This is a genomic window from Streptomyces sp. NPDC057280, assembly GCF_042668605.1.
Taxonomy (GTDB): Bacteria; Actinomycetota; Actinomycetes; order Streptomycetales; family Streptomycetaceae; genus Streptomyces.
In genome coordinates, this window is record NZ_JBHUYR010000015.1 from 1 (window position 1) to 25054 (window position 25054).

A 25054-nucleotide genomic window follows, 5' to 3' on the forward strand; every position below is an offset into this window, starting at 1 on the left:
CAGGCGTACTACGGCCGCAACTACCCCGTCCTCCAGGCCGTCAAGGCCAGCTACGACCCGTACCGCTACTTCACCTTCGCCCAGTCCATAGCCTGACCCCCCCCCCCCCCCGACCCGCGGGGGGGGGGCCCCCCCCGCCCCACCGGGATCCTCGTCGTGCGTCCACAGCACGCCGGCCAGGACCAGGCACCCGGCCATCGCCGCCGTCCGCGCCAGCCGGTAGGCCCGCGTCGGGCGCCGCGGCCCGGGCCGGCGTCCGCGCCGAGGCGCGTGCCCGGGACTGCTACGCGCCATGCGGGCGACGGCGAAGCCGCAACCACACCGCCCCGCCGACCGCGGCCAGGCCCACTGCCGCCGCACCGGCGACCGGCCCCATCGCCGCGTCCCGGGCGAGTCCGCCACCGCCGGCCGGCGGGCCACCGTTCGGACCGCCGGGACCGCCGCCCGGCATGCTGGGCGTCGGCTTCGGGCTCGCGCAGTCGACGGTGAACACCTTCTGCTTGCCGGCGCCCTGCCAGTTGTCGCCCTTCCAGACGAGCTTGTACAGGCCGTTGGGCAGCCCCAGAGGCAGGCTGTGCGCATCGCCGTTGCTGTCGGCCGTCAGGGTGCCGGAGAGGTGACCGGTGCCGGCGTTCGGGCCGTTGCTCTGTCCGTCGATGGTCCAGGTGAAGTGCTCGCTGTCGTCGAAGTTGAAGGCCGCGAGGTAGAAGTCGCAGACCTTCGGCTCGTCGCGCTGGTCGTTGAAGGGCGTGCCGACCTCGTGGATCTTGACGTCCCCGTTGTCCCCGGGAGCCGCGACGGCGGGCGCGCCGATCAGTGCGGTGCCGGCGACGGTGAGCGCCGCGAGGGCTGCGGTACGGCCGCGAACGCGGCGGGGGCGAACGGCGATGGGCATGCGTATGTCCTCCGAGTCAGGCGATTTTCATACAAATCGCATCGCGTCTGACTCTGTGTCACATGTGCTGCCCGATGTGGGAGAACCCGGCCCGACACTCCGTCAGGCGTCCTCCTTACGGCCCACCGCCGCTCCCGAACGGCGGACCCCCGGCGCCGCCCCCGCCTCCCCGGCCTGCCGCGTCGGCGACCGCAGGGCCACCCCCGCCGACAGGAGCAGCAGCGCGCCCAGCATCACGAACGGCGCCGCCACGCCCGCGACGCCCGCGACCAGGCCCGCCGTGGCCGGCGCGGCAACCTGGCCGAGGCGGTTGCCGGTCAGGCGCAGGGCGAGGGCGGTGGAGCGGGCGCCGTCGGGCGCCGCCTGCACGACCGTCGTCATGGACAGCGGCTGCCCGACGCCGAGGCAGAAGCCGAGCACGGCCAGCATCAGCGCGAGCGCCCACACCGGCACCGGCAGCGCGATGCCCGCGCACAGCACGGCCGCCAGCAGACAGGTGACCGTCAGCAGCATGGCGCGGCCCAGCAGCCGCAGCAGCGGGGTCAGCACCAGCCGGCAGGCGATCGTGGCCGCCGCGCGGAGGCTGAGCAGGAGGCCGATCACGGACGGGGCGATGCCCCGGTGTTCGCCGACCACCGGGAGGTAGGCGGTGAGGATGTCGGTCGCGGAGAGGACGGCGAGGCTGATGAAGATGCCGGCCGGGACGCCCCGGGCCCGCAGGATGCGTCCGACCGGGACCCGGTCGCCTTGTCCCGTACGGGACTTGACCGCCGTACGGTCCTCGATGCGCCACAGCGAGGTGAACGCGACCGCGGCGCCCGCCCCCGCCACGAGCAGGGCGAGCGCGCTGGTGCCGGCCATGTCCTTGCCGCCGATCAGCGCGCCCGCGGCGACCGGGCCGACGAGCTGGCCGAGGGAGGCGCCGATGGTGAAGTGGCCGAAGTTGCGGTCCTGTTCGTGCGGGGCGGACTGGCGGGCGACCAGGGACTGCGCGCCGATCACGAAGCAGAGATGGCCGAGGCCCATCACGCCGCTCCAGATCGCCATCGCCCACAGGGAGTTGACGACACCGCTCAGTACGCAGCCGCCCGCTATCAGGACCACGCCGACGGGCAGCAGGGGTGCGCAGCGGCCGTGGTCGGTGCGCCGGCCCAGCGGGACCGCGGCGAAGAGCGGGAGCAGGGCGTAGACCCCCGCGATGACGCCGATGGCCTGTTCGTCCGCACCCAGCGCGAGGGCCCGGTAGGACACGGCGGGCCGGGCCATCGACACCGCCCCCTGCGCGAAGCCGAAGGCGATGACGAGGCGGAGCAGCCAGCCGCGGTTCCCACCGGGCACCATGATCGGTTTCTCCCTCCGCTGATCAGACGATGCCGAAGAGGATGCCCGCCCCGAGGATGATCAGGCAGGTGAGGGCGGCCCACTTGACCACGAACCGGGTGTGGTCGCCGAACTCCACCTTGGCCATGCCGACCAGGACGTACACGGCCGGGACGAGCGGGCTCGACATGTGCAGCGGCTGGCCGACGAGGGAGGCGCGGGCCATCTCCAGCGGCGAGACGCCGTGGGCGGCGCCGGCCTCCGCGAGGACCGGCAGGACGCCGAAGTAGAAGCCGTCGTTGGACATGAAGTAGGTGAGCGGCAGGCTCAACAGGCCGGTGACGAGGGCCATGTGGGGGCCCATGCCCTCGGGGATGACGTCGACCATCCAGCGGGCCATGTGGTCGACCATGCCGGTGCCCTGCAGGACGCCGGTGAAGACGGCGGCGGCGAAGACCATGCCGGAGACGTTCAGGACGTTGTCGGCGTGGGCGGCGAGCCGGGCCTTCTGGTCGGGGATGTGCGGGAAGTCGACGGTGAGCACGAGCGCGGCACCGAGCATGAACAGCACCGGGATCGGCAGCCACTCCATGATCATGGCGGTCAGCAGGGTGACGGTGACCAGGGCGTTGAACCAGTACAGCTTGGGACGCAGGGTGGCGCGCTGGGGGTCGAGGACCGTGAAGCGCTCCTGCTCCTCGTCGTCCTCGGCGCCGGTGCCGGCTCCTCCGGAGGTCACAGGAGCCTTCGTGTGACCGGAGCCGGCGCCCACGAGAACGGTCTCGGACTCCTTCTCCTCGACGGTCTCCTCCACGAGGACCTCGTCCAGCGTCAGCACGCCCAGGCGCCTGCGCTCGCGCAGCCCGAAGAAGTACGACATGACGAACACGCCGACCAGACCGACCGCGAGGGCCGGGATCATCGGGACGAAGATGTCGCTGGCGTCGAGCTTGAGCGCGGTGGCGGCACGGGCGGTCGGGCCGCCCCACGGCAGGGTGTTCATCACGCCGTTGGCCATGGCGGCGACACCGGTCATCACGACCAGGCTCATCTTCAGGCGCTTGTACAGCGGGTACATCGCCGAGACAGTGATCATGAAGGTGGTCGAGCCGTCGCCGTCGAGGGAGACGATCGCGGCGAGGATCGCGGTGCCGACGACGATCCGCATCGGGTCGGCCTTCGCGAACTTCAGGATGCCCCGCACGATCGGGTCGAAGAGGCCGACGTCGATCATCACACCGAAGTAGACGATCGCGAACATGAGCATCGCCGCGGTGGGGGCGAGGCTGGTGACGCCGTCGATGACGTAGTCACCGAGCTTGGCGCCCTTACCGACGAACACACAGAACAGTGCCGGGATCAGTACGAGCGCCGCGATCGGCGACATCTTCTTCATCATGATCAGGACCAGGAAGGTCGCGATCATGGCGAAGCCGAGGATGGTCAGCATGAGTGGATACCTAACGTTCGCCCTTGAACTCCCACCAGGGCCGGCGGTGCGATGGACGTTAGGTGCCGTCAAGCGGTGTTAACAAGACGTTGACGCGCGAGCAATAAGCGCAAAACTGCAGGTCACGGCTTTGTGATCAACTCGACCGGGACAGCGTTGAGGACCGCGTTGCCTGACAGCGGGTCCAGGAGACGGCCGTCGAGCAGCTGGTTCACGTTGACACCGGGGTCCTGGGCGGCGTGGTTCATCCGGGTGCCGGGGCGGTCGTGACCCCAGCCGTGCGGAAGGCTGACCACGCCCCGGCGCACGGTGTCGGTGATCTCCACGGGCGCGGTCACCGCTCCCCCGGCGCCCTTCACCCCGACCGGCTGTCCGTCGACGAGCCCGAGACTCTCGGCGTCCTCGGGGTGGATGTGCAGGGTGCAGCGGTTGGTGCCGCCGGTGAGGGCGGGGACGTTGTGCATCCAGCTGTTGTTGGAGCGCAGATGGCGGCGGCCGACGAGAACCAGGCCCTCCGCCCGCTCGGCCATGGCCTGCCGCAGACGCGGCAGATCGTCGGCGATCGGCTGCGGCAGCAGCTCCACCTTCCCGCTGCGGGTCTTCAGCGGCTGGGGCAGCCGGGAGGCGAGCGGTCCGAGGTCGATGCCGTGCGGATGCGCCAGCAGCTTCTCCAGGTTCAGCCCGTCCGGCCGTACGCCGAAGCCGTCGCCGTAGGGGCCGAGGCGCAGCATCATGTCGAGCCGTCGCTCGGGGCCCGTGACGCCGGTGAGCAGCCCGGCGAGTTCCTTGGCGTCACGGCCGTGCACGGGCGAGTGCGGCTCCTTGACGGCCTTGCCGAGGGTCTGCCCGATGACCAGGTCGTCCACGGCCGACGGGTCGGCGCCGTGCATGCCGGTGGCGGCGAGGACCAGCCGGGCCAGGATCTCGGTCTCGGCCATCCGGCCGGGCTCCAGCGGGACGGCGGGGCGGGTGTAGCGGACCTGGTTGCGGACGGCGAGGGTGTTGAAGGCGAAGTCGTGGTGCGGGCTCTGCGAGGGCGGCGGCGGGGGCAGGACCACGTCGGCGTGGCGCGAGGTCTCGTTGAGGTAGGGGTCGACGCTGACCATGAAGTCGAGCCCGCCGAGCGCCTTGTCGAGCCGGTCGCCGTCGGGCACCGACAGGACGGGGTTGGCGGCGACGGTGACGACCACCCGGATCGGCTCGCCCTCCTCGGTCGCGGTGTCGATCTCCTCGGCGAGCGCGGAGATCGGCAGCTCGCCCTTGGCCTCGGGGTGCCGGCTCACCCGGGAGTGCCAGCGCCCGAGCGCGAAGCCGTGGCTGGGTCCGGCGGGCCGGGGTGTGCGGTCGGTGGCGGCCTGCGGGAAGAGGGCGCCGCCCGGCCGGTCGAGGTTCCCGGTGAGGATGTTCAGTACGTCGACCAGCCAGCTGGCGAGCGTGCCGTGCGGGACGGTGCAGCTGCCGATGCGGGCGTAGACGGCGGCGGTGGGCGCGGCGGCGAGCTCGCGGGCGAGGGTGCGGATGGTGGCGGCGTCGACGTCACAGGCGTCGGCGACGGCTTCCGGGGTGAAGTCCGCGACGGCGTCCCGGAGTTCGTCGATCCCCTGGAGATGCGGGGTCAACTCCCCCGTGTCCACGAGCTCTTCCTCGAAGAGGGTGTACGTCATCGCCGCGAGCAGCAGCGCGTCGGCGCCGGGGCGGATCGCGAGGTGGCGGTCGGCGAGCTTGGCGGTGCGGGTGCGGCGCGGATCGATGACGGTGAGGGTGCCGCCGCGGGCCTTGAGCGCCTTGAGCTTGCCGGGGAAGTCGGGGGCGGTGCACAGACTGCCGTTGGACTCCAGCGGGTTGGCCCCGATGAGCAGCAGATGGTGGGTGTGGTCGAGGTCGGGCACCGGGATGGCGTTGGCGTCGCCGAAGAGGAGCCCGCTGGAGACGTGCTTGGGCATCTGGTCGACCGTCGAGGCGGTGAAGACGCTGCGGGTGCCGAGGCCGGCGAGCAGCACCGGCGGGTAGAGGGCGCCGGCCATGGTGTGCACGTTGGGGTTGCCGAGGACGACACCGACGACGTTCGGCCCGTACCGCTCGACGGCCGGCCGGATGCCGGCGGCGACCGCGTCGAAGGCCTCCTCCCAGGTGGCCTCGCGCAGCTCGCCGTCCTTGCGGACCAACGGGGTGCGCAGCCGGTCGGGATCGCCGTCGACGGCGCCGAAGGAGGCGCCCTTGGGGCAGATGAACCCCTGGCTGAACACGTCGTCGCGATCGCCGCGGGCGCCGGTGACCCGGGTCCCCTCGATGGTGAGGGTCAGGCCGCAGGTGGCCTCGCACAGGGGGCAGATACGCAGGGCGGTGCGGGACACGGGTCCTCCCGGGGCAGCGGTGCCTGTCCCGGCCGAGCATACCGACCAGTAGGCATGGAGGGGAGCCCCCGCACGGGGGCCGTGCGGACCGTGGTCAGTCCAGCACGCGCGCGAGGTAGGCGCGGATCATCTCCCGGGCCTCCGCGATGATCCGGTCGTCCCCGTCCGCCGCCATCCGGAACGCCAGATGCACCAGGGCGTCCGCCGTCTCCACGGCGATCAGGAAAGTGCGGCGCAGATCCTCGTCGGGCTCGCGGTGGAGGTAGCCGGAGAGGAGTTCGGTGAGGCGGTCGGCGACGCGGTGGTTGGGTTCGGCGCGGGCGCCGACGGGGATCTGGTTGCCGAAGTCGACGAGGGAGAAGCCGGGCGCGGTGCGCTTCATGGCGAGGTACTCGTCCAGGACCGCGTCCAGAGCGTCCCGCCAGCCCCCGTCGGCGCCCTTGAGGCGTTCGCCGACCTGTTCGGTGAAGCGTTCGAGGTTGCGCTGGGCGAGGGCGTCGGCCATCTGCCGCTTGTTGCCGAAGAAGCGGTACACGGAGCCGATGGGCACGCCGGCCCGCTGGGCGACGGCGCGGGTGCTCAGGTCGTCGTAGCCGACCTCGTCGAGGAGGTCGGCGCAGGCGTCGAGGATCCTGGTCAGCCGTTCGGCGCTGCGCCGCTGCACGGGCGCTCGGCGCAGCGATGTCTCGGGGGTCGCGGGTGTCGCGTGGGGCACGGGCTTCATGATGCCTTTCCGGCGCGGTCCGGTGAACCTCGCCCCCCAGTACGCACATACGTGCCCGGTGCACTCAGTGCGGCCGGGGAGACCGACGCGTCCGGCGCACCCTCCGCACCCGAGACCGTGATGTCCGCCGTGCTCTCCACCGGGTCGCCGTCGACCGCCCACACGGTGCCGTCGTCGGCGTAGAGCCGGGCGGTGACGGTGTGGGTGCCGCGCGGGACGAGGTCGCCGGGGATGCGGTATTCGGGGGTGCGCAGCCGGGTGACGAGGTCGCCGTCGACGTACAGGTGGACGAGCCCGCGCCCCTCCACCGGCGCCGGCCGGGCGCCCGCCGGGGAGAAGCGGAAGCGGGTGAGGGTCAGGCGTACGTCCCAGCCGGCGTCGGTGTCGGGCTTGACCTCGATGCCGACCTGGGGGGCGTCCTTGCCGTCCACCTCGCGGTAGTGCCGCCCCTCCTCGTCGGTGTCCTTGAGGACCTTGCCCACCGGTGAGGGTGAGACCGCTGTCTCCTTCTGCCCCGCATCGCCGGAGTTGCAGCTCGCGGTTCCGGCCAGTACCAGGACACAGACCGCGAGCGCGGCCGGGAGGGCCCGCGTCCACGTCATGACCGCGAGAGTAGAACAACCGTCCGGAAGTCGGATCCCCCTGGAGGTGGGTTCTCCTCCTCCCTGATGAGGAGGGCAGGACCGAGGAGGGCAGGACTGCGGGACCACCTCTTGCGGAGGCGAAATCGCAATCCTACGGTGGACCATAGGAATCGGACCGCAAGGGAGCGATCATGAACGGGGACGCGCGGAAGACCGCGGAGGGACTCACCTACCTCTCCGGGTTCGGCAACGAGCACAGCTCGGAGGCGGTCCCGGGGGCCCTGCCGGAGGGCCGCAACTCACCGCAGCGCGCCCCCCTCGGCCTGTACGCGGAGCAACTGAGCGGCACGGCGTTCACCGAGCCCCGCGCGCACAACCGCCGCTCCTGGCTGTACCGCATCCGCCCCTCGGCCACCCACCCGGCGTTCACCCACACCCACAACGGCTGGATCCGCACCGCCCCCTTCACCGAGTCCGTCCCCGACCCGAACCGGCTGCGCTGGAACCCCCTCCCCGAGCCCGCGGACGGCACCGACTTCCTGGCCGGCCTGTGGACCCTCGGCGGCAACGGCGACGCCGCCCAGCGCACCGGCATGGCCGTGCACCTCTACCACGCCACCGACTCCATGGACCGGGTCTTCAGCGACGCCGACGGCGAGCTGCTGATCGTCCCGGAGCGCGGCGGCCTCCTGCTGCGCACCGAGTTCGGGCTGCTGCACGCCGAGCCCGGCCATGTCGCCCTGATCCCGCGCGGCGTCCGCTTCCGGGTGGAACTCCTCGACGCGTCGGCCCGCGGTTACGTCTGCGAGAACTACGGCGCCCCCTTCCACCTCCCCGACCTCGGCCCGATCGGCGCCAACGGCCTGGCGAACGCCCGCGACTTCAAGGCGCCGGTCGCCGCGTACGAGGACGTCGAGGGCCCGGTGGAGGTGGTGAACAAGTTCTGCGGCAACCTCTGGACGGCCACCTACGACCACTCCCCGCTGGACGTGGTCGCCTGGCACGGCAACCTCGTGCCGTACGTCTACGACCTGCGCCGCTTCAACGTCATCGGGTCGATCTCGTACGACCATCCGGACCCGTCGATCTTCACGGTGCTGACGTCGCCGAGCGACACCCCCGGGCTGGCCGGGGTCGACTTCGTCGTCTTCGCGCCGCGCTGGCTGGTGGGCGAGGACACCTTCCGGCCGCCGTACTTCCACCGGAACGTGATGAGCGAGTACATGGGCCTGATCGAGGGCGCGTACGACGCGAAAGCGGAGGGGTTCGTGCCGGGCGGCGGCTCGCTGCACAACATGATGTCGGCGCACGGTCCGGACCGGGAGACGTTCGACAAGGCGAGCGCGGCCGAGCTGAAGCCGCAGAAGGTGGACGACGGGCTGGCGTTCATGTTCGAGACGCGGTGGCCGTTGACGCTCACCGCGCACGCGGCCCAGGCGGACCATCTGCAACGGCACTACGACGACGTGTGGCAGGGCATGGAGCGCCACTTCCGCCCCTTGCACTGAAGATCCCCGACCGGTACGGATGGCCCTGTGACCTCCTTCGCCCCGGACTCGATCGTCCTGAACCGCAAGCTGCCGCTCTGGTATCAGGTGTCGCAGTCGCTGCGCGCCTCGATACTGGGCCGTTCGCCCCAGGACCCGCTGCGGCTGCCCACCGAGGAGCAGCTGGCCGGGCACTACGGGGTGAGCGTGCTGACGATGCGGCAGGCGCTGAAGGAGCTGGAGGACGAGGGGCTGATCACCCGCCACCGCCGGCGCGGCACGTTCATCGAGCCGAAGGCGCTGCGGACCGCGCCGGTGCGGCTGCTCGGCTCGGTGGACGCGATCGTGGCCCAGCAGTCCGGCATGACCACGCAGCTGCTCGCGCACGGCAGGGGGCCGGTGCCGGGCGAACTCGCCGAGCACTTCCCCGAGCTGGACGAGGTGGGGACGTACCACCGGCTGCGCTCGGACGAGAAGACCGGCGAGCCGACGAACCACGCCCGCAACTGGGTCCGCCCCGAACTCGCCGCCCGCATCGACCCCGAGGACCTCGTCCGCTGGCCCATGACCAAGGTGCTGCGCGATGTCGTCGGCGCGGAGATCAGCCGCATCACGGACACGGTGGAGGCCCGCCTGGCGGACCCGGAGACGGCCCGCCTGCTCCAAGTCCCGCTGCTCAGCCCGATCCTGCACTACACGGGTGTCACCTACGACCCGGAGGGGCAGGTGCTCGACGCGGCGGTCATCCACTACCGCGGCGACCGCTTCTCCTTCACGGTGACCTTGGAGGCGACCTGACGCCCGTGTCGTACCGAAGTCGTACGATGCCCAGCGTGACGCACGACGACGCTCCGCTGCTGGCGGACCTCATGCCGTGGTCCGTCGCACCGCCGCGGCTCGGCCGGGGGTGGCCGGCGGGCCCGGACTCCGCATCCCTGAAAGCCCGCTGGGACGCGCTGCTGAAGGCCGAGGGACCGGACCGCGAGGCCCTGTTCGAGCCGACGCGCTCACGCACCCTGCGCTCGGCGGTGGGTCAGTTGCCGGGGCGGACCGGTGGCACCGAGAAGCTGGTCCGGGCGGCCGGCCCCTGCCCCGAGCCCGTCCGTGTCCTGTACGCCCCCTTCGACGAACAGTGGTTGATCCCCGACCACCGTCTGATCGACACCGCCCGCCCGGAGTTGTGGCGGGTGGCGGACGACGACCAGGTGTTCGTGGCGGAGACGGCGGGCGGCGGTCCTGGCCCGCTGCTGCTCGCCACGTCACTGTTCCCGCTGCTGCGGCCCGGCCGCGTCCGCCCGCTCTACCGCCGTCCCGGAGGCACCGAACCGAATCTGGCGCCGGGACTGTCGGCGTACCTGGGTGAGCGTCTCGGCCGGGCCCCGTCCGCCCTGGACGTCCTCGCCTGGATCATGACGGCGATCCGCGCCGACCTGGCCGTCCCGCTCACCGACGACCCCGAACTCTGGGCGCTGGGCGTGGAGTCGGGCCACCGCCTGCTGTGGCTGATGCGCCGCGACGGCGAGCGCCCCAGGCTGCCGGGCGGCCGCCGCCCCTACGTCCGCGCTCCCCTGCCGTCCCGCCCCCTCACCCTGCACTACGACCGCGACGAGGAGACCCTCCACCTGGACGAGGGCCGCATCTCGCCGGTACCGCCGGAGGCGTGGGACTACGAGGTGGGTGGGGTCCGGGTCCTGGAGGAGTGGTTCACGGCCCGGACGGCGGAGCCCGAGCCGGGCACACTGGCGGCGATCCGCCCGGCGACCTGGACCCAGACGTGGACGTCGGAACTGCTGGAGCTGATCACGGTCCTCGCACTGCTGGCGGAAGTGAAGCCGCCCCAGGAGGAGTTGACGTCCGCGATCAAGACGGCGGATCTGCGCAGGGCGGGCGTGCTGCCGGTGCCGGACTGGGCAAGGCGGCCGGCATCGGTTCTCGACCACCAAGAGGAAGGCCCAGAGGGTCAACTAGGCTTGATCTGACGCCCTTGGGGGCGCGGGGAACTGCGCGACCAGCCACAACGGACCCGCAGCCAACCGGCCACTCACCCCCGCTCCGGGTCAAAGGCGTCCAACACCCGCTCCAACGCCCGCCGGAACACCCCCTCCAGGTCAATCGGCCCGCTCTGCTCCATGAACGCCGCCGCCAGCCTCGGATACGCCCCCGTCGCCACCTGACTCCCGAGGTAGGCGATCCGCACCGCGTTCTCCTCCTCCTCGGACCACGGCAGCGAGCGGGTGCGCTCGGCGGTGGCGATCTCGTTCGCCGTGTACGTCGTCACGACCCCGTTGAGCAGCGCGACCAGCTCGGTCTTGGCGGCGTACGGCAGGTCGAGCGGCTCCAGGCACTCCAGGCAGTGCTCCAGGTAGCGCAGGCTGTTGGGGCTGAAGCCGTAGAACCCTGACATCAGCCGCGGCACCCAGGTGTGCCGGTGCATGATCCCGCGCGTCTCCATCGCGTTGCGGAGCATGTCGGCCCGCCAGTCACCCGAGGGCTCCCGGATCTCGTGCTCGGCGCCGATCGCGTCGATCATCAGCTCGTACAGGTCCTCCTTACGGGGGACGTAGTTGTAGAGCGACATCGTCCCGCAGCCCAGCTCGGCCGCGACCCGTCGCATCGACACCCCGTCCAGGCCCTCCGCGTCGGCGATCCGCACCGCCGCCGCCGCGATGTCGGCGCGGGTGTACGCCGGCTTCGGCCCACGGCCGGCGCGCTCGGGGCGCGCCCAGATCACTTCGGGTACGGCCGCTCGGCCCGCCATCGATCATCACCTCGGCCACCATCCTAGTTACGTACAGCGTACGTAGTGCGCTATGGTCGGCTCATGACTACTACGTACGCTGTACTTAGTGAGGGTCTGGAGAAGCGGTTCGGCGAGGTGCGTGCCCTGCGCGGGCTGGACCTGGCCGTACCGCGGGGCACGGTCTGCGGGGTGCTCGGGCCGAACGGGGCCGGCAAGACGACGGCCGTACGGCTGCTGACGACGCTGCTGCGTCCGGACGCCGGGTCGGCCAGGGTCGCGGGGCATGACCTGGTCCGCGAGGCCGCGGCCGTACGCCGCGCCATAGGGGTGACCGGGCAGTACGCGTCGGTCGACGGGGACCTCACCGGCCGGCAGAACCTGCGGCTGTTCGCCCGGCTGCACCGGATGCGGGCGCCGAACGAGCGGGCCGGTGAGCTGCTGGAGCGCTTCGGACTGGCCGAGGCCGCCGACCGGCCCGCCGCCACGTACTCGGGCGGGATGCGCCGCCGCCTGGACCTCGCGGCGAGCCTGGTGCGCCGCCCGGAGATCCTCTTCCTGGACGAGCCGACGACCGGCCTCGACCCCGCGAGCCGCGGCGCCATCTGGGACGCGGTGCGCGAGCTCAAGGCGGACGGCACGACAGTTCTGCTGACCACGCAGTACCTGGAGGAGGCGGACCAGCTCGCCGACGACATCGCCCTGGTGGACCGGGGCCGGGTCGCGCACACCGGATCACCGGCCCAGCTCAAGGCGGTCGTCGGCACCTACGTCGAGGTCGTCGTCGCCGGCCCGGAGGCGCTCGTCGAGGCGGCGGGCGTGCTCGACCGGCTCACCGGCGGACGGCCGACGTTCGACCACGAGCGGATGGCCGTCGGCGCGGTCACCCGGGACACCACACTCACGCTCCCCCGACTGGTGCGCGAACTGGACGCGGCCGGAGTGCCGTTGCTCGACGCCGGCCTGAAACCGCCCACGCTCGACGACGTGTTCCTGCGTCTGACGGCCGAACAGGAGGTCGCCGTATGAGCACCCTCGCCTTCGACGGGACGGCCATGCTCGGCCGCCAGCTGCTGCGGGTCCGGAACAACCCGGCGCTGGTGATCCTGACCCAGACCATGCCGATCAGCATGCTGCTGTTCTTCGGCTACGTCTTCGGCAGCGCGCTGGCGATGCCGGGCGCGGAGTACCGCTCGTTCCTGGTGCCGGGACTCCTCGTGGCGACCGCCGCCAACGGGATCATGACCGGCATGTTCCAGGCCGCGCAGGACGTCCACCGGGGTGTGACGGACCGGCTGCGCACCCTGCCGGTCAGCCGGGCCGCCGTACCGGTGGGACAGGCGGTGGCGGACGTGATCGTCACGGCCGTCGGCACGGTGCCGTTCCTGCTCGTCGGGCTCGCGGTGGGGTGGCGGATCGAGGGATCGGCGCTCGCGGCGGTGGCGGCCGTGGGGCTGTTGCTGCTGTTCCGCTTCGCGTGCACCTGGGCCGGGATCTTCCTCGGGCTGCTGACGCGGAGCGAGGAGGCGGCCGGTCAGCTGGGCAGTGCGACGTTCATGCTGCCGCTGCTGTCCAACGCCTACATCCCGACCGGCAACCTGCCGGGGTGGCTGCGCACGATCGCCGAGTGGAATCCGATCAGCGCGCTCACCACGGCCCTGCGGGACCTGTTCGGCAACGCGCCGGTCCCGGCGGGTGCCGCCTGGCCGGTGGCGCATCCGGTGGCCGGGTCGCTGGCCTGGTGCGCGGTGCTGCTGGCGGTGTTCATGCCGCTCGGGGTGCGCCGGTACGCGCGCGGCGAGGGGTGAACCGCGGTGACCGAAGGGTGAGTTGAGCGGTCGCGCCACAGAGGAGCCCCGGGAGGACCCGGGGCTTCTTCGTCAACGGGTGGGCGTCGCCGCCGAGTTCGAGCGGGGCGGGGGGATGACGTGTACTCGCGCCGGGCGGTCACCCCGGAGGGTGCCGCATGCCGTGGGGATGACGGACGACGGGGTCGCGGCGCCGTGCCGGACCGGTGCGACCGCCCGGGCGCGAGTCGGGAGCTCAGTGCCCGCCGAACAGCGAACGACGCAGTCGGCGCAGCGGCGCGAAGAGCGAGACCCGACGGACCCGCGCCTTCTGGTCGCTGTGGTTGCGTACGGGCTCACGCGCTGTCAGCTCCCGCATCAGCGTGGTGGCCTCGGCCGTCTTCTGCTGCGGCACGGCGGGACCCGCCAGCACCGCGAGATGGCGGTCGAGACGCGAACTGGTCGCGCTGCTCCCGCAGGTGATCGCAGGGACCCTCGCCCTGCTCCGCACTGTTATCTGTTCCATGTCACTCCCCACCCGTACGAGTCCACCCGGCCCGGGCAGGGTAACCCTATCGCCCCCACGGGGCACTCGTGTATCGAGGTCACAGGATTCACCTTCCCCGTAAGGGCGTTGACGACCCCTCTTTGATTACTCTCCGAATCCAACCGATTTCAGGGCGAGTTGGACAACCGGCTGGCTGGTGGGTTGCGCTGAGCCACCGTCGGGCTCGACGGTTACAGCGAGTGACGTGGCGGACTTGTCGAGACCGGACGCGACCAAGGGCGTGTCGGCGTCGAAGAGCCCGAGGGAGCGCGGTTGCGCGTCGGGGCGCATGAGCCACAACTGGTTCACGCGGCCGCTCGGAATGTCGTCGTATCCGCTCAGGGTGACGACCGCCTGGCCCTCCGCCGCGGAGGCGACCACGCCGATACTGCGGCCCCGCGCGTCCTTGCCGGTGCTGGCCCGGGCGTCCGGAGCCGCGAGAACGTGGGCGATCTCACGCGCCTGGGCGCGCTCGGCGTTCAGCTGGTCCTGCGTCTGGTTCGCCTGTACGGCGAACAGGGAGGCGACGACGAGGGCGGCGGCGGCCGTGGCGGTGGCGAAGGGCACGAACAGGGGGCGGCGCGCGCGGGGCGCTCCCCCACCGCCGAAAGCGTGGGAGCGGCCCCCGGAGCGGGCGGGCGGCGCCTGGGTGCCCCAGACGTGCGCCGGGAGCTGTGGCGCGCGTGCGCGTACCGGCTGTTCCTGCGCGGTCGTGCGGACGGCGGCGAGCACCCGGTCACGCATCGCGGGCGGTGGCGGGGCGGCCGTCGACCAGGCCAGCCGGACCGCGTCCTCGGACAGTGCGCGGACCTCGGCGGCGCAGACCGGACAGTTCCTCAAGTGCTTCTCGAAGCGGGTCCGCTCGGCCGGTTCCAGCGCGTCCAGGGCGTAGGGGGCGGCCAGCGAGTGCGGGTCCTCGCGGCGCAGCAGTTTGTCGAGCAGGCTCACGCCACACCTCCCAGGCACTCGCGCAGCCGGGTCAGTCCGTCGCGCATCCGGGTCTTGACGGTGCCCAGCGGCAGCGAGAGCCGCTCGGCCACTTCACGGTACGTGTAGCCGTCGTAGTAGGCGAGGGTGACGGACTGCCGCTGGAGGTCGGTGAGCCGGTCCAGGCAGCGGCGCACCCACTCGCGTTCGAGCCCCGCCTCCACCTCCTCGGTCACCTGGTCGAAGGCGGGGTGGTGGGCCCGCCAGGCCTCGCGCTGCTCGCGCTCGCCGGCCGCGCGGGCGCTGCGCACCCGGTCCACGGCCCGCCGGTGGGCGAGGGTGAGGACCCAGGACAGGGCGCTGCCCCGGCCCGGGTCGAAGCGCGCGGCGGACCGCCAGAGCTCCAGCAGCACTTCCTGGGCCACCTCCTCGGACTGCGCCGGATCGCGCACCACACGCCGTACGAGGCCGAACACCGGCCCGGACACCAGTCCGTACAGCTTCTCGAATGCCTTCTGGTCACCGCCGGCCACGAGTACCAGAAGCTCGTCCGCCTCCAACTCGTCTCCCCCTCCCGCGAGCCCGCATCTTGGTCGCCCCGTCTCACGAGGTATTCGCAACGCACACACCTCCGGATGGGGTTACGGATCAGAAGGCCGAAAACGCGGGTCGAACTGCGAGGAAATAAGTTTTCAGGTTCGACCAATCCGGCCCGCCCCCCGCTCCGAATCCCCCAGCGTCAGGCAAGTTGGGACTGAGGACGGACGGCATGACACCTAACTCCAGGAGCGGTGCGGGGCGCAGGAGCCTCGCGACCCTCATCTGCGCTGCGCTGGCCGCCGGCGGGCTCGCCGCCGCCGGCGTGGCCACGCTGGAACCGGGGGCGGCCTCCGCCTCCAGCCACCGGGAGGCCCCGCTGATCTCGGGCGACCCGCAGTACGACAACACGGACGTGTACGCGTTCGTCAGCCCGGACAAGCCGGACAGCACGACGATCGTAGCCAACTGGATCCCCTTCGAGGACCCGTCGGGCGGGCCGAACTTCTACCAGTTCGCCGAGGACGCCCAGTACGACATCCACATCGACAACAACGGTGACGGGCAAGGAGAGTTGCTCTACCGCTTCACCTTCAAGACGCATACGAAGAACAAGAAGACGTTCCTGTACAACACGGGCGTCGTCGACAGCCTCGACGACCCCGACCTGAACATCACGCAGACGTACGACATCGACCTGTTCCGGCTGAAGAACCAGCGGGTCCAGTACAAGACGAAGGTCGCCGACGACGTTCCGGTGGCGCCGTCGAACGTCGGCAAGGCGTCGATGCCGAACTACGAGAAGCTGCGCGACCAGGCCGTCTACAAGCTGCCCGGCGGCGCGACGTCGTTCGCGGGCCAGGCCGACGACCCGTTCTTCCTGGACCTGCGCGTCTTCGACCTGCTGTACGGCGGGAACCTCACCGAGGTCGGCAACGACACCCTCAAGGGCTACAACGTCAACTCCATAGCCCTTCAGGTCCCGACGGACATGATCACCGAGTCCAAACACCAGCCGATCGTCGGTATCTGGTCGACGACCCAGCGCAGGAACGCGCAGGGGTACTACTCCCAGGTCTCCCGGCTCGGCAACCCGCTGGTCAACGAGGTCGTCAACCCGCTGAAGGACAAGGACAAGTTCAACGCGTCCTCGCCGTGGTACGACGGGCAGTTCCTGAAGAACGTCACCAACCCCGAGCTGCCCAAGCTCATCGAGGCCATCTACAAGATCAAGGCGCCGGCCGAGCCGCGCAACGATCTCGTGGACGTGTTCCTCAAGGGAGTGAAGGGGCTGAACCAGCCGCCCCATGTCCGCGCGGCGGAAGAGCTGCGCCTCAACACGTCCATCAAGCCCACCGATTCTCCGAAGCGGCTCGGTGTGCTTGATGGCGACAACGCCGGGTTCCCGAACGGGCGCCGTCTGACGGACGACGTGATCGACGCCTCGCTCCAGGTCGTCGAGGGTGAACTGGTCGGTTCCAAGAACGACTTGGGCGACGCGGTCGACAAGAACGACAAGGACTTCGAGAAGTCCTTCCCGTACGTCGCCCTGCCGACCGAGGGTTCACGCGGCCCGCTCGCCAAGGGCACGACGGACGGCGCGGACGTCCGCAACCAGCTGGGCGACGCGTTGCAGCCGGCGGGTGCCGCGGGTTCGGACGACACGACGCTGATCGCCGCGTCGGCGGGGGCCGGTGCCGCCGGGATCCTGCTCATCGGTGGTGGCCTCATGTGGTGGCGGCGGATGAGGACCAGGGCGTACTAGGCCGGTTCTCCGGGTGCGGGGCGGCTGTGGCTGGTCGCGCTCACGCGGCGGTAGCCGCAGATCGACACAGCCCCGCACCCCTGGGCAACCGCAGTCGCCCCCTTCAACTGGCGCGGCCCGCACGTACTCCATCCCCCACGGTGCGGGCCGCGCCGCACGCCGCATCAACTTCCTTGCACAGCAAGCCTCGTAACTAGGAGAGGGCAATGGCCTCGCGTACGAACGCCGATGAGTCGGAGACGGTGGCCGAGGGCGCCGTCGCGCGGCGGGTGCGGCTCGGTGGTTCGGCCGTGCTGCTGGCCATCGCGCTGACCGCCGGGTCCATCGCCGTCGGCGCGCTGCGGGACGGCGGCGGTACGACGACGGCCGCCGCCGCGCCCAGTGCCGTGTCACCGGCACTGCTCACCGGCGGCGACCTCGACACGAGCATCGTCTCCCTCCAGGACCATCTCCGGTCCCAGCCGAAGGACTTCGGCGGCTGGGCCACCCTCGGTCTCGCCTACGTCGAGCAGGCCCGCACCAAGGGCGACCCCTCCCGCTACCCGCAGGCCGACAAGGCCCTCGACCGGTCACTGAAGCTGAAGCCGGACAACGAACAGGCCCTCGCCGGCCGCGCCGCCCTCGCCGCGGCCCGGCACGACTTCGCCCACGCCCTGCGGTACGCCGACCAGGTGCTGCGGCAGAACCCCTACGACGAACGCGCCCTGTCCTCCCGCGTCGACGCCCTCGTCGAACTCGGCCGGTACGCCGACGCCGCGAAGGCCGCCGACACGGCCGACGCCCGCAAGCCCGGCGTCCCGGTCTTCACGCGGTACGCGTACGTACGGGAGCTGCGCGGTGACGTCAGCACCGCCGAGCGGGTGCTGAAGCAGGCCCTCGCCTCCGCGACCACCCCGGGCGACGTGGCGTACGTCGCCGCCCAGCTCGGTCAGCTCGCCTTCAACCAGGGCGACTACGAGGCGGCCCTCACCTCCTACGCCCGCGCCCTCGCCGCCGACGAGGACTACGTCCCCGCGCTCGAGGGCCGGGCCCGCGCCCAGGCCGCGAGCGGCGACCGGGCCGCCGCCCTCAAGAACATGGAGGACGTCGTCGCCCGCTACCCGCTGCCCGGCCCGCTCGTCGAGCTCGGCGAGCTGTACCAGCAGGCCGGTGACCAGGAGAAGGCCGACGACCAGTACGCGCTCGTCGACGCCTGGACCGCCCTCGCCCGTGCCAACGGCGTCAACGCCGACCTCGACACCGCCCTCGCCGCCGCCGACCACGGCGACAAGGCCGCGGCGCTGCGCGCGGCCCGCGCCGAGTGGAAACGCCGGCACACCGTGCACACCGCGGACGCCCTCGCCTGGGCCCTGCACGTCAACGGCAAGGACGCCGAAGCCCTCCCCTACGCCCGCCGGGCCACCGCCACCGGCTACCGCAACGCCGCGTTCCTCTACCACCGCGGCATGATCGAGCGGGCCACGGGCCACACGAAGGACGCCCGCACCCACCTCGAGGCCGCCCTGAAGCTGAACCCCGGTTTCTCGACTCTCGGCGCGGCTGAGGCCCGTAAGGCGCTGAAGACCCTGGAGGCGGCCAAGTGAAGTCCCGTCGCCTGTTCGCCTCCGGTGCGGCCGTCCTGACGGCCGCGTGCGCGCTCGTGCTCGTCCCCTCCAGCAGCGCGAGCGCGCACCCCCTCGGCAACTTCACCGTCAACCGCTACGACGGACTCGTCGCCGCCCCCGGACAGCTCCGCGTCGACCATGTCGAGGACCTCGCCGAGATCCCGGCGACCCAGGCCGAGCCGGACATCGAGAAGCAGGGCATGACCGGGTGGGCCCGGCAGCGCTGCGCGACGGCCGCGCAGGGCAGCGAGGTCACGGTCGACGGTGTCGCGGCGCGCCTGAGCGTCCGGAGCAGCAAGGCGACGGTCCGGCCCGGTCAGGCCGGGCTCGACACCCTCCGCGTGGAGTGCGAGCTGACGGCACCGCTCCCCGAGGACGCGACCGTGGCGCTGGCCTTCCACAGCGCGGGGACGGACTCCGGGCCCGGCTGGCGGGAGATCACCGCGCGCGGAGACCGGATGACGCTCACCGCGTCGGACGTACCGAAGACGTCGGTCTCCCACGAACTGACCAGCTACCCGGGGAAGCTGCTCTCCTCCCCCGCCGACACCACCACCGCCGCCGTGCGCGTCCGCCCCGGCGGCCCCGCCCTGGCCGAGGACCGCGAGGACGCCCCGGCCGCCTCCGTCCTCCCGCGCGGCGCCGACCGCTGGACGCGGGCGCTGGACTCCCTGGTCGCCCGCCACGACCTCACCGTCGGCTTCGCCGCGCTCGCCCTGTTCATCGCCGTCGCCCTCGGCGCGCTCCACGCGCTCGCGCCGGGCCACGGCAAGACGCTCATGGCCGCGGTGGCCACCGCCCGCGGCGGCAAGGCCCGCCTCAAGGACGTCATGCCCCTGGCCGCGTCGGTCACGGTCACCCACACCCTCGGTGTGGTCGCCCTGGGCCTTCTCGTCACGGCGGGCTCGGGAGCGGCGCCCTCGGTGATCACCTGGCTGGGCGTGGCGAGCGGGGTGCTGGTGACGGGGGCGGGGCTCACCCTCGTACGACGGGCCTGGCGGCAACGCGGGCACGACCACGGCCATGACCACGACCACGACCACGACCACGGCCATGACCACGACCACGACCACGACCACGACCACGGACATGAACACGGGCACGGGCACGATGACGGGCACGGGCACGACCACGGACCCGGTGACGGGCACGGACATCCGCACGGGCCCGCAAAGACCCCGGCGCGCGAACTGGCCCTGGTCGCCGCGCACACCCGCACCGCCGCGGAGCCGCAAGCCCGCGATCACCCGCATCCGCATCCCCATCCGCACGATCACTCGCACGATCACGACCACCCCCACCCCCACTCCCACCCTCACTCCCACTCCCGCACCATCGAGCACACCCACGGCGGCTTCACCCACACCCACTCCATCGCCCCCACCCTCCGCGGCACGATCCTTCTCGGCTTCGCCGGTGGGCTCGTGCCCAGCCCCTCCGCGGTCGTCGTGCTCGTCGGCGCGATGGCGCTCGGGCAGGCCTGGTTCGGGTTCCTGCTCGTCGTCGCCTACGGCGTCGGGCTCGCGCTCACACTCAGCGCGGCGGGGTTCGCCGTCGTCAGGCTGGGTACCGGGATGAACCGGCTGCTGGACCGGCGTCCGCGCTGGACCACGCATCCGGTCACGGCACTCGTGCGTCGGCACGCGCCCCTGTTGTCGGCGTTCCTCGTGGTGGCGCTCGGGGCTGGAATGGTGCTCAAGGGGGCGGCATCCGCATTCGGCTGAGCTACTTTTGGGGAGAAATCACGCGAAGTCATGCGGAGACAAGCGGGGTCGCGTAGTCGCGGACGCTGCGAACGTTGCGAAGAGGGGGACGCCCGTGTCCGAAGAACCGGGCCGTGAACGTCTGATCGCCGGCCGGTACCGCCTCCTGTCCCCGCTCGGCGAGGGCGGCATGGGAACCGTGTGGCGCGCCCGCGACGAGGTGCTGCACCGCGAGGTCGCCGTCAAGGAGGTGCGGGCGCCGGCCGGACTGCCGGCCTCCGAGGTGGAGCGGATGTACGCCCGGCTGGAGCGCGAGGCGTGGGCCGCGGCCCGGGTCGCCAACCGGAACGTGGTGACGGTGTACGACGTGGCCACCGAGGACGGCCGCCCCTGGATCGTCATGGAGCTGGTCAGGGGCGTCTCGCTCGCCGACGTGCTGGACGCCGAGGGCCCGCTGCCGCCGCAGCGCGCGGCGCACATCGGCGCCGAGATCCTCTCCGCGCTGCGGGCGGCGCACGAGGCGGGGGTGCTGCACCGGGACGTGAAGCCGGCCAACGTGCTGATGTCGAACGACGGGCGGGTGGTGCTCACCGACTTCGGCATCGCCATGGTCGAGGGCAGTTCGGCGCTGACGATGACCGGCGAGGTGATCGGCTCGCCCGAATTCCTGGCCCCGGAGCGGGCGTTGGGGCACACGCCGGGTCCGGAGTCGGACCTGTGGTCGCTGGGCGTGCTGCTGTACGCGGCGGTCGAGGGCAACTCCCCGTTCCGGCAGAACACCCCGCTGAGCACCCTGCGCGCGATCGTCGACGAGGAGCTGCCGCCACCGCACCGGGCCGGTCCCCTCACGCCCGTGATCGAGGGGCTGCTGCGCAAGGACCCCGCCGAGCGGCTGCCCGCCGACCGCGCCGAGCAGGATCTGCGGATCGTCGCGGCGGGAGGCACCCTCCGCACCGGCGCGGTCCCGACCGCTCCCCTTCCGTATACACCGACGTTCGCCGGGTACCGCGAGGAGCCGCCGACGGCACCGCTGCCGCCCACGGCACCCACCCGGGCCGCGCCGACGCCGGCGCCCGAGCCTCCCGACCGCAACCGCCGTGCCGCGGTCGTCCTGATCGCGGGCGTCGCCGCCCTGGCGCTGGCGGTCGCGGGACTGACGTACGCGCTGCTCAACCGGGACGACGGCGGTGGCGACGCCGGCACCGGCAGCGGCACCAGCCGCAGCGCGACCACGCCGAGCAGGACCGAGCAGGACACCGCGGCGCCGCCGCCTTCCTCGTCCGAGCCGGCCACGCCGACCACCAGCGCGCCGGCACCTCAGACCGTGCAGGTCGTGCTGTCCGGCGCGCACACGGAGTACTCGGGGAGCTGTCCGCCGGCGCAGGCCGAGGCGCCCACCTTCACGGCGACGATCACGGTGGGCCGGCTGCCGGCGCAGGTGACGTACCGCTGGAAGTCCAAGGACGGCAAGGTCGTGGACCAGGGCTGGAAGACGCTGTCGTTCCCGGAGGGCGGCGGGAAGTCCAAGCAGGACACGGCGTTCGTGACGACGTACGACGACAGCGGGACGTATCAGAACGAGATCAGTGTCGAGGTGCGCGATCCGCAGCACCGGACGTCGAACTCCGTTCCCTTCTCGGTGACTTGCGAGACGGAGACCCCGACGGGCGGGGCCTCCCCCTCTCCCACTGCGACTGAGTGAGGCTCAGGCCGCGCTGTTCAGGACGGGCAGATAGCCGCCGGACTGGCCGGAGGCGGTGGGGTGGTACGACTCGCCGATGTTGAGCCAGTTCAGGCTGTGCAGCCACGAACTGCCGGAGCAGATCTCGTGGTTGGTGAAGGTGCCGCGGACGTCGCCCCAGGTGAAGCCGTGGTCCGCGGCGCGCTTGGCGACGGCCGCGTCGAGGTAGTCGGCGGCGCCGTTGATCGCCGAGCGCTTGGTCTCGGACAGGCCCACGCAGGTGGTGCCGAGCTTGTAGAAGCGCGGGTAGCCGAGGACGACCACATGGGCGTTGGGTGCCTTGCTGCGGATCGCCGAGTAGACGGTGTCGAGCTGTCCGGGCAGCGTCGAGTCGACGTACGCCTTGGCGGTGTTGATGCGGGACAGGCAGGAGCTGTCGGACTGGAGGACGCAGGTCGTCATGACGTCGGAGAAGCCGGCGTCGTTGCCGCCGATGCTGATGGTGACGAGCGCGGTGCCGGTGCTGAGGGTGCCCAGCTGGTTCGCCAGAACATCACCCGTTCGAGCGCCCGAGCAGGCCTTGAAGCTGAACGACGAGGGTGAATGGGCGGCGGCCCAGAGGTAGGGGTAGGCCTTCGTGCTCTGTTTGCAGTCGCCGCTCGAGGAGATGTAGCTGCCGGCGCCGACCCCGGACGAGTAGGAGTCGCCGAGGGCCACATAGGGGCCGGTCGCCGCCTGGGCCGAGGTCGCCCCGGTGAGGGCGGCGCCGGCGGCGAGGAGGAGCGTGGTGACGTAAGCGGCAAATCGGGAACGTCTCATGGAACCTCCCTTTAGCAGGATCTCTGCCACAACCGTCGTAGCAACTACGCGTGTTGACGGGAAGTGTCCATGCCAAGACTTTTCAGGCTTCACACACCGCGACGCCGCGCGTTCGCGGCGCTTTTGATTACGTGGGCATGACAGATTTGTTGACGGGTGCTCAACTCCCTTGAGCCACGCCCGTAGATGACCCACTCTTTACTCAGCCCGAGACGGGAACGCGACGTTCCGGGTTGTGTGCGCGATCACGCGCGCATCCCCCACAGACGCCCGCCCGACCCCGGCGCGCGTCGCCTATGAGGAGGACTCCCTCGTAATGGCACAACTGCGTAGCAAGAAGCTCCGGTTCACCGCGATAACCGGCCTGGCGACGGCCGCCCTCGTCGGTGGGCTCACCGCCCTCCCCGCACAGGCCGCCCCGGCCGAGGGCAAGGTCCTTGCCGCCGACTCCCCCACCGCGATCAAGGACAGCTACATCGTCACCCTCAAGACCGGGTCCGCCGGCCTGAAGGCGACCTCGGCCGCCGGCAAGAACCTGGTCAAGGAGTACGGCGGCACGGTCAGGAAGACGTTCGGCACCGTGCTGAACGGCTACTCGGCCACCCTCTCGGCGACCGAGGCCAGGAGACTCGCGGCCGACCCGGCCGTGGCCCACGTCGAGCAGAACCAGGTCGTGAAGCTGACCGACACCACGCAGTCCAGCGCCCCCTGGGGCCTCGACCGCATCGACCAGGCCGCGCTTCCGCTGTCCGGCACGTACACCTACCCGGACAGCGCGGGCAGCGGCGTGACGGTCTACGTCATCGACACCGGCGTGCGCATCACCCACAGCCAGATCAGCGGCCGCGCCTCCTACGGCTACGACGCGGTCGACGGCGACACCACCGCCTCCGACGGCAACGGCCACGGCACCCACGTCGCCACCACGATCGCGGGCACCACCTACGGCGTCGCCAAGAAGGCGAAGATCGTGGCGGTGCGGGTGCTCGACAACAACGGCTCGGGCACCACGGCCGGCGTCATCGCGGGCATCAACTGGGTGACCAACAACCACACCACCCCGGCCGTGGCCAACATGTCGCTCGGGGGCGGAGCCTCCACCTCGCTGGACACGGCGGTCGCCAACTCCATCTCGAGCGGCGTGACCTACGCGGTCGCGGCCGGCAACAGCTCCGCCAACGCCTCCTCGTACTCCCCGGCCCGCGTCGCCAGCGCGATCACGGTCGGCGCCACCACCAGCTCGGACGCCAAGGCCAGCTACTCGAACTACGGCTCCACGCTGGACATCTTCGCCCCCGGCTCCTCGATCACGGCGGGCTGGAACACCAGCGACACCGCCACCAACACCATCTCCGGTACGTCGATGGCCACCCCGCACGTCGCGGGCGCCGCGGCGGTCTACCTGGCGAGCCACACCTCGGCCACCCCGGCCACGGTCGCCTCGGCCCTGGTGAACGGCGCCACCTCCGGCGTGGTCACCAGCGCGGGCAGCGGCTCGCCGAACAAGCTCCTCAAGCTCGTCCCGTAGTGCGCACATGAACTTCCGTTCCCCGGAGGCGACTTGAGCCTCCGGGGAACACTTGTCCCATGGTCCGTACCATCCCCCGCACCGGGCCCTCGGACTCTTGACGGCCGCTACGCGCCTGAGTCACATTGAAGCCCGGCATCCGGCGCTTCGGGGGGCAAAGTCGCCAATGCAGACCATACGTATCAGGACATCGTCAAGGGCTCGCGCCGAGGGCGCGGAGCCAGGGGCCGGCGGAGGCTCGGGGAGAGACCTCTCGCCGCTGCTCGCGGGCGCCGCGACGGCCGTCGGCGGGTTCGGCGCGCTGCTCGCGCTGGCCGGCGCGGACTCGCCGCTGCGCGGCCCGTTCACCCTGTTCTTCCTGCTGACGGCGCCCGCCGTCGCCCTCGCCGCCGCGCTGCGCGGCCTCGAACCGCTCGCCCGGGTGCTCACCGCCCTGGCCGGCTCGGTCGTCGTGAACATGCTGGTGGCCCAGGGCATGCTGGCCACCCACCGGTGGTCCTACCGCGGCGGCGTCGCGGCGGTGGCCGCGATCAGCGTGCTGCTCCTGCTGCTGCTGTGGGTACGGCGGCGACGCGGTGGTACGTCGACGGGACGGACTCCCTGAC

At 71.7% G+C, this 25054-nt stretch carries 23 protein-coding genes; 12 read left to right on the plus strand and 11 right to left on the minus strand.

The annotated features are described in order from the left end of the window. The coding region (locus tag ACFUO4_RS42720; protein ID WP_383496128.1) for a BBE domain-containing protein at positions 1 to 96 on the plus strand (96 nt) is incomplete at its 5' end. Positions 97 to 283: 187 nt separating this feature from the next. Here the strand turns inward: ACFUO4_RS42720 and ACFUO4_RS42725 are convergent. The 6 genes from ACFUO4_RS42725 to ACFUO4_RS42750 all read right to left on the minus strand — a co-directional run bounded on the left by ACFUO4_RS42725 (position 284) and on the right by ACFUO4_RS42750 (position 7345). After that, entirely contained in the window at positions 284 to 895 is a 612-nt protein-coding gene (locus ACFUO4_RS42725; protein ID WP_079310721.1) for a hypothetical protein, read from the minus strand. Positions 896 to 997: 102 nt separating this feature from the next. Beyond that, positions 998 to 2236, minus strand: coding sequence for an MFS transporter (locus ACFUO4_RS42730; RefSeq protein WP_383495897.1), 1239 nt, complete (start codon positions 2234 to 2236; stop codon positions 998 to 1000). A gap of 22 nt (positions 2237 to 2258) precedes the next feature. Continuing rightward, on the minus strand, positions 2259 to 3665 hold the full coding sequence (locus tag ACFUO4_RS42735; protein WP_383495901.1) for a CitMHS family transporter: 1407 nt from the start codon (positions 3663 to 3665) through the stop codon (positions 2259 to 2261). Between the two features lie 122 nt (positions 3666 to 3787). Beyond that, a complete protein-coding gene (locus ACFUO4_RS42740; protein ID WP_383495904.1) occupies positions 3788 to 6019 on the minus strand; it encodes a molybdopterin oxidoreductase family protein in 2232 nt (743 codons plus the stop codon). A gap of 94 nt (positions 6020 to 6113) precedes the next feature. After that, on the minus strand, positions 6114 to 6743 hold the full coding sequence (locus tag ACFUO4_RS42745; protein ID WP_383495907.1) for a TetR family transcriptional regulator: 630 nt from the start codon (positions 6741 to 6743) through the stop codon (positions 6114 to 6116). After that, positions 6740 to 7345: a hypothetical protein gene (locus tag ACFUO4_RS42750; protein WP_383495910.1), complete on the minus strand. Its 606-nt coding sequence runs from the start codon at positions 7343 to 7345 to the stop codon at positions 6740 to 6742. Before ACFUO4_RS42750 ends, ACFUO4_RS42745 begins: the two co-directional genes overlap by 4 nt. A 173-nt stretch (positions 7346 to 7518) precedes the next feature. On the opposite strand from ACFUO4_RS42750, the gene hmgA reads away from it, so the two are divergent. From hmgA to ACFUO4_RS42765, 3 genes are read left to right on the plus strand one after another with little or no spacing between them, the layout of a single operon-like run. After that, positions 7519 to 8835, plus strand: coding sequence for a homogentisate 1,2-dioxygenase (gene hmgA / locus ACFUO4_RS42755; RefSeq protein ID WP_383495913.1), 1317 nt, complete (start codon positions 7519 to 7521; stop codon positions 8833 to 8835). 27 nt (positions 8836 to 8862) lie between these two features. Further along, positions 8863 to 9612: a GntR family transcriptional regulator gene (locus ACFUO4_RS42760; RefSeq protein ID WP_079310717.1), complete on the plus strand. Its 750-nt coding sequence runs from the start codon at positions 8863 to 8865 to the stop codon at positions 9610 to 9612. Positions 9613 to 9638: 26 nt separating this feature from the next. After that, positions 9639 to 10793 (plus strand): type ISP restriction/modification enzyme, encoded by a 1155-nt coding sequence (locus ACFUO4_RS42765; RefSeq protein ID WP_383495916.1) that lies wholly within the window; start codon positions 9639 to 9641, stop codon positions 10791 to 10793. Positions 10794 to 10855: 62 nt separating this feature from the next. On the opposite strand, the gene ACFUO4_RS42770 is transcribed toward ACFUO4_RS42765, so the two are convergent. Further along, a complete protein-coding gene (locus ACFUO4_RS42770; protein WP_383495919.1) occupies positions 10856 to 11572 on the minus strand; it encodes a TetR/AcrR family transcriptional regulator in 717 nt (238 codons plus the stop codon). 63 nt (positions 11573 to 11635) lie between these two features. Between ACFUO4_RS42770 and ACFUO4_RS42775 the strand changes: the two genes are divergently transcribed. After that, positions 11636 to 12580, plus strand: a complete 945-nt coding sequence (locus tag ACFUO4_RS42775) for an ATP-binding cassette domain-containing protein (protein WP_079310714.1) — start codon at positions 11636 to 11638, stop codon at positions 12578 to 12580. Further along, positions 12577 to 13359 carry an ABC transporter permease gene (locus ACFUO4_RS42780; RefSeq protein ID WP_383495923.1) on the plus strand — a complete coding sequence of 261 codons (783 nt, stop codon included), beginning with the start codon at positions 12577 to 12579 and terminating at the stop codon, positions 13357 to 13359. The genes ACFUO4_RS42775 and ACFUO4_RS42780 overlap by 4 nt, the downstream gene beginning before the upstream one ends. A gap of 235 nt (positions 13360 to 13594) precedes the next feature. On the opposite strand, the gene ACFUO4_RS42785 is transcribed toward ACFUO4_RS42780, so the two are convergent. The 3 genes from ACFUO4_RS42785 to ACFUO4_RS42795 all read right to left on the minus strand — a co-directional run bounded on the left by ACFUO4_RS42785 (position 13595) and on the right by ACFUO4_RS42795 (position 15372). After that, positions 13595 to 13864, minus strand: coding sequence for a hypothetical protein (locus ACFUO4_RS42785; RefSeq protein ID WP_059196633.1), 270 nt, complete (start codon positions 13862 to 13864; stop codon positions 13595 to 13597). 126 nt (positions 13865 to 13990) lie between these two features. Continuing rightward, positions 13991 to 14833, minus strand: coding sequence for an anti-sigma factor domain-containing protein (locus ACFUO4_RS42790; RefSeq protein ID WP_383495928.1), 843 nt, complete (start codon positions 14831 to 14833; stop codon positions 13991 to 13993). Then, entirely contained in the window at positions 14830 to 15372 is a 543-nt protein-coding gene (locus tag ACFUO4_RS42795; RefSeq protein WP_079310711.1) for a sigma-70 family RNA polymerase sigma factor, read from the minus strand. Before ACFUO4_RS42795 ends, ACFUO4_RS42790 begins: the two co-directional genes overlap by 4 nt. Positions 15373 to 15581: 209 nt before the next feature. Here ACFUO4_RS42795 and ACFUO4_RS42800 point away from each other — a divergent pair, with 209 nt between their 5' ends. The 4 genes from ACFUO4_RS42800 to ACFUO4_RS42815 all read left to right on the plus strand — a co-directional run bounded on the left by ACFUO4_RS42800 (position 15582) and on the right by ACFUO4_RS42815 (position 22123). Beyond that, positions 15582 to 17114 (plus strand): DUF4331 domain-containing protein, encoded by a 1533-nt coding sequence (locus tag ACFUO4_RS42800; protein WP_383495931.1) that lies wholly within the window; start codon positions 15582 to 15584, stop codon positions 17112 to 17114. Between the two features lie 206 nt (positions 17115 to 17320). Continuing rightward, the gene (locus ACFUO4_RS42805) at positions 17321 to 18697 is read left to right on the plus strand and encodes a tetratricopeptide repeat protein (protein WP_383495934.1); all 1377 of its coding nucleotides are present in this window, start codon (positions 17321 to 17323) and stop codon (positions 18695 to 18697) included. Beyond that, positions 18694 to 20442 carry a sulfite exporter TauE/SafE family protein gene (locus ACFUO4_RS42810; RefSeq protein WP_383495937.1) on the plus strand — a complete coding sequence of 583 codons (1749 nt, stop codon included), beginning with the start codon at positions 18694 to 18696 and terminating at the stop codon, positions 20440 to 20442. Before ACFUO4_RS42805 ends, ACFUO4_RS42810 begins: the two co-directional genes overlap by 4 nt. A gap of 94 nt (positions 20443 to 20536) precedes the next feature. Beyond that, positions 20537 to 22123, plus strand: a complete 1587-nt coding sequence (locus tag ACFUO4_RS42815; RefSeq protein ID WP_383495940.1) for a protein kinase — start codon at positions 20537 to 20539, stop codon at positions 22121 to 22123. Positions 22124 to 22126: 3 nt separating this feature from the next. Here ACFUO4_RS42815 and ACFUO4_RS42820 read toward each other — a convergent pair whose 3' ends face one another. Continuing rightward, complete coding sequence (locus tag ACFUO4_RS42820) at positions 22127 to 22921, minus strand: SGNH/GDSL hydrolase family protein (protein WP_383495943.1); 795 nt, start codon at positions 22919 to 22921, stop codon at positions 22127 to 22129. 316 nt (positions 22922 to 23237) lie between these two features. Between ACFUO4_RS42820 and ACFUO4_RS42825 the strand changes: the two genes are divergently transcribed. After that, on the plus strand, positions 23238 to 24449 hold the full coding sequence (locus tag ACFUO4_RS42825; RefSeq protein WP_079310707.1) for a S8 family peptidase: 1212 nt from the start codon (positions 23238 to 23240) through the stop codon (positions 24447 to 24449). Between the two features lie 166 nt (positions 24450 to 24615). Next, positions 24616 to 25053, plus strand: a complete 438-nt coding sequence (locus tag ACFUO4_RS42830; protein ID WP_383495947.1) for a hypothetical protein — start codon at positions 24616 to 24618, stop codon at positions 25051 to 25053. Position 25054 lies beyond the last annotated feature (1 nt).

Excerpts from the sequence above, each read along its gene's own strand:
- ACFUO4_RS42765 (WP_383495916.1), top strand. The coding sequence starts at position 9,639 with ATGCCCAGCGTGACGCACGACGACGCTCCGCTGCTGGCGGACCTCATG.
- ACFUO4_RS42745 (WP_383495907.1), bottom strand. The coding sequence starts at position 6,743 with ATGAAGCCCGTGCCCCACGCGACACCCGCGACCCCCGAGACATCGCTG.
- ACFUO4_RS42780 (WP_383495923.1), top strand. The coding sequence starts at position 12,577 with ATGAGCACCCTCGCCTTCGACGGGACGGCCATGCTCGGCCGCCAGCTG.
- ACFUO4_RS42800 (WP_383495931.1), top strand. The coding sequence starts at position 15,582 with ATGACACCTAACTCCAGGAGCGGTGCGGGGCGCAGGAGCCTCGCGACC.
- ACFUO4_RS42730 (WP_383495897.1), bottom strand. The coding sequence starts at position 2,236 with ATGGTGCCCGGTGGGAACCGCGGCTGGCTGCTCCGCCTCGTCATCGCC.
- ACFUO4_RS42725 (WP_079310721.1), bottom strand. The coding sequence starts at position 895 with ATGCCCATCGCCGTTCGCCCCCGCCGCGTTCGCGGCCGTACCGCAGCC.
- ACFUO4_RS42805 (WP_383495934.1), top strand. The coding sequence starts at position 17,321 with ATGGCCTCGCGTACGAACGCCGATGAGTCGGAGACGGTGGCCGAGGGC.
- ACFUO4_RS42825 (WP_079310707.1), top strand. The coding sequence starts at position 23,238 with ATGGCACAACTGCGTAGCAAGAAGCTCCGGTTCACCGCGATAACCGGC.
- ACFUO4_RS42820 (WP_383495943.1), bottom strand. The coding sequence starts at position 22,921 with ATGAGACGTTCCCGATTTGCCGCTTACGTCACCACGCTCCTCCTCGCC.
- ACFUO4_RS42735 (WP_383495901.1), bottom strand. The coding sequence starts at position 3,665 with ATGCTGACCATCCTCGGCTTCGCCATGATCGCGACCTTCCTGGTCCTG.
- ACFUO4_RS42775 (WP_079310714.1), top strand. The coding sequence starts at position 11,636 with ATGACTACTACGTACGCTGTACTTAGTGAGGGTCTGGAGAAGCGGTTC.
- ACFUO4_RS42785 (WP_059196633.1), bottom strand. The coding sequence starts at position 13,864 with ATGGAACAGATAACAGTGCGGAGCAGGGCGAGGGTCCCTGCGATCACC.
- ACFUO4_RS42750 (WP_383495910.1), bottom strand. The coding sequence starts at position 7,345 with ATGACGTGGACGCGGGCCCTCCCGGCCGCGCTCGCGGTCTGTGTCCTG.
- ACFUO4_RS42830 (WP_383495947.1), top strand. The coding sequence starts at position 24,616 with ATGCAGACCATACGTATCAGGACATCGTCAAGGGCTCGCGCCGAGGGC.
- ACFUO4_RS42770 (WP_383495919.1), bottom strand. The coding sequence starts at position 11,572 with ATGGCGGGCCGAGCGGCCGTACCCGAAGTGATCTGGGCGCGCCCCGAG.
- hmgA (WP_383495913.1), top strand. The coding sequence starts at position 7,519 with ATGAACGGGGACGCGCGGAAGACCGCGGAGGGACTCACCTACCTCTCC.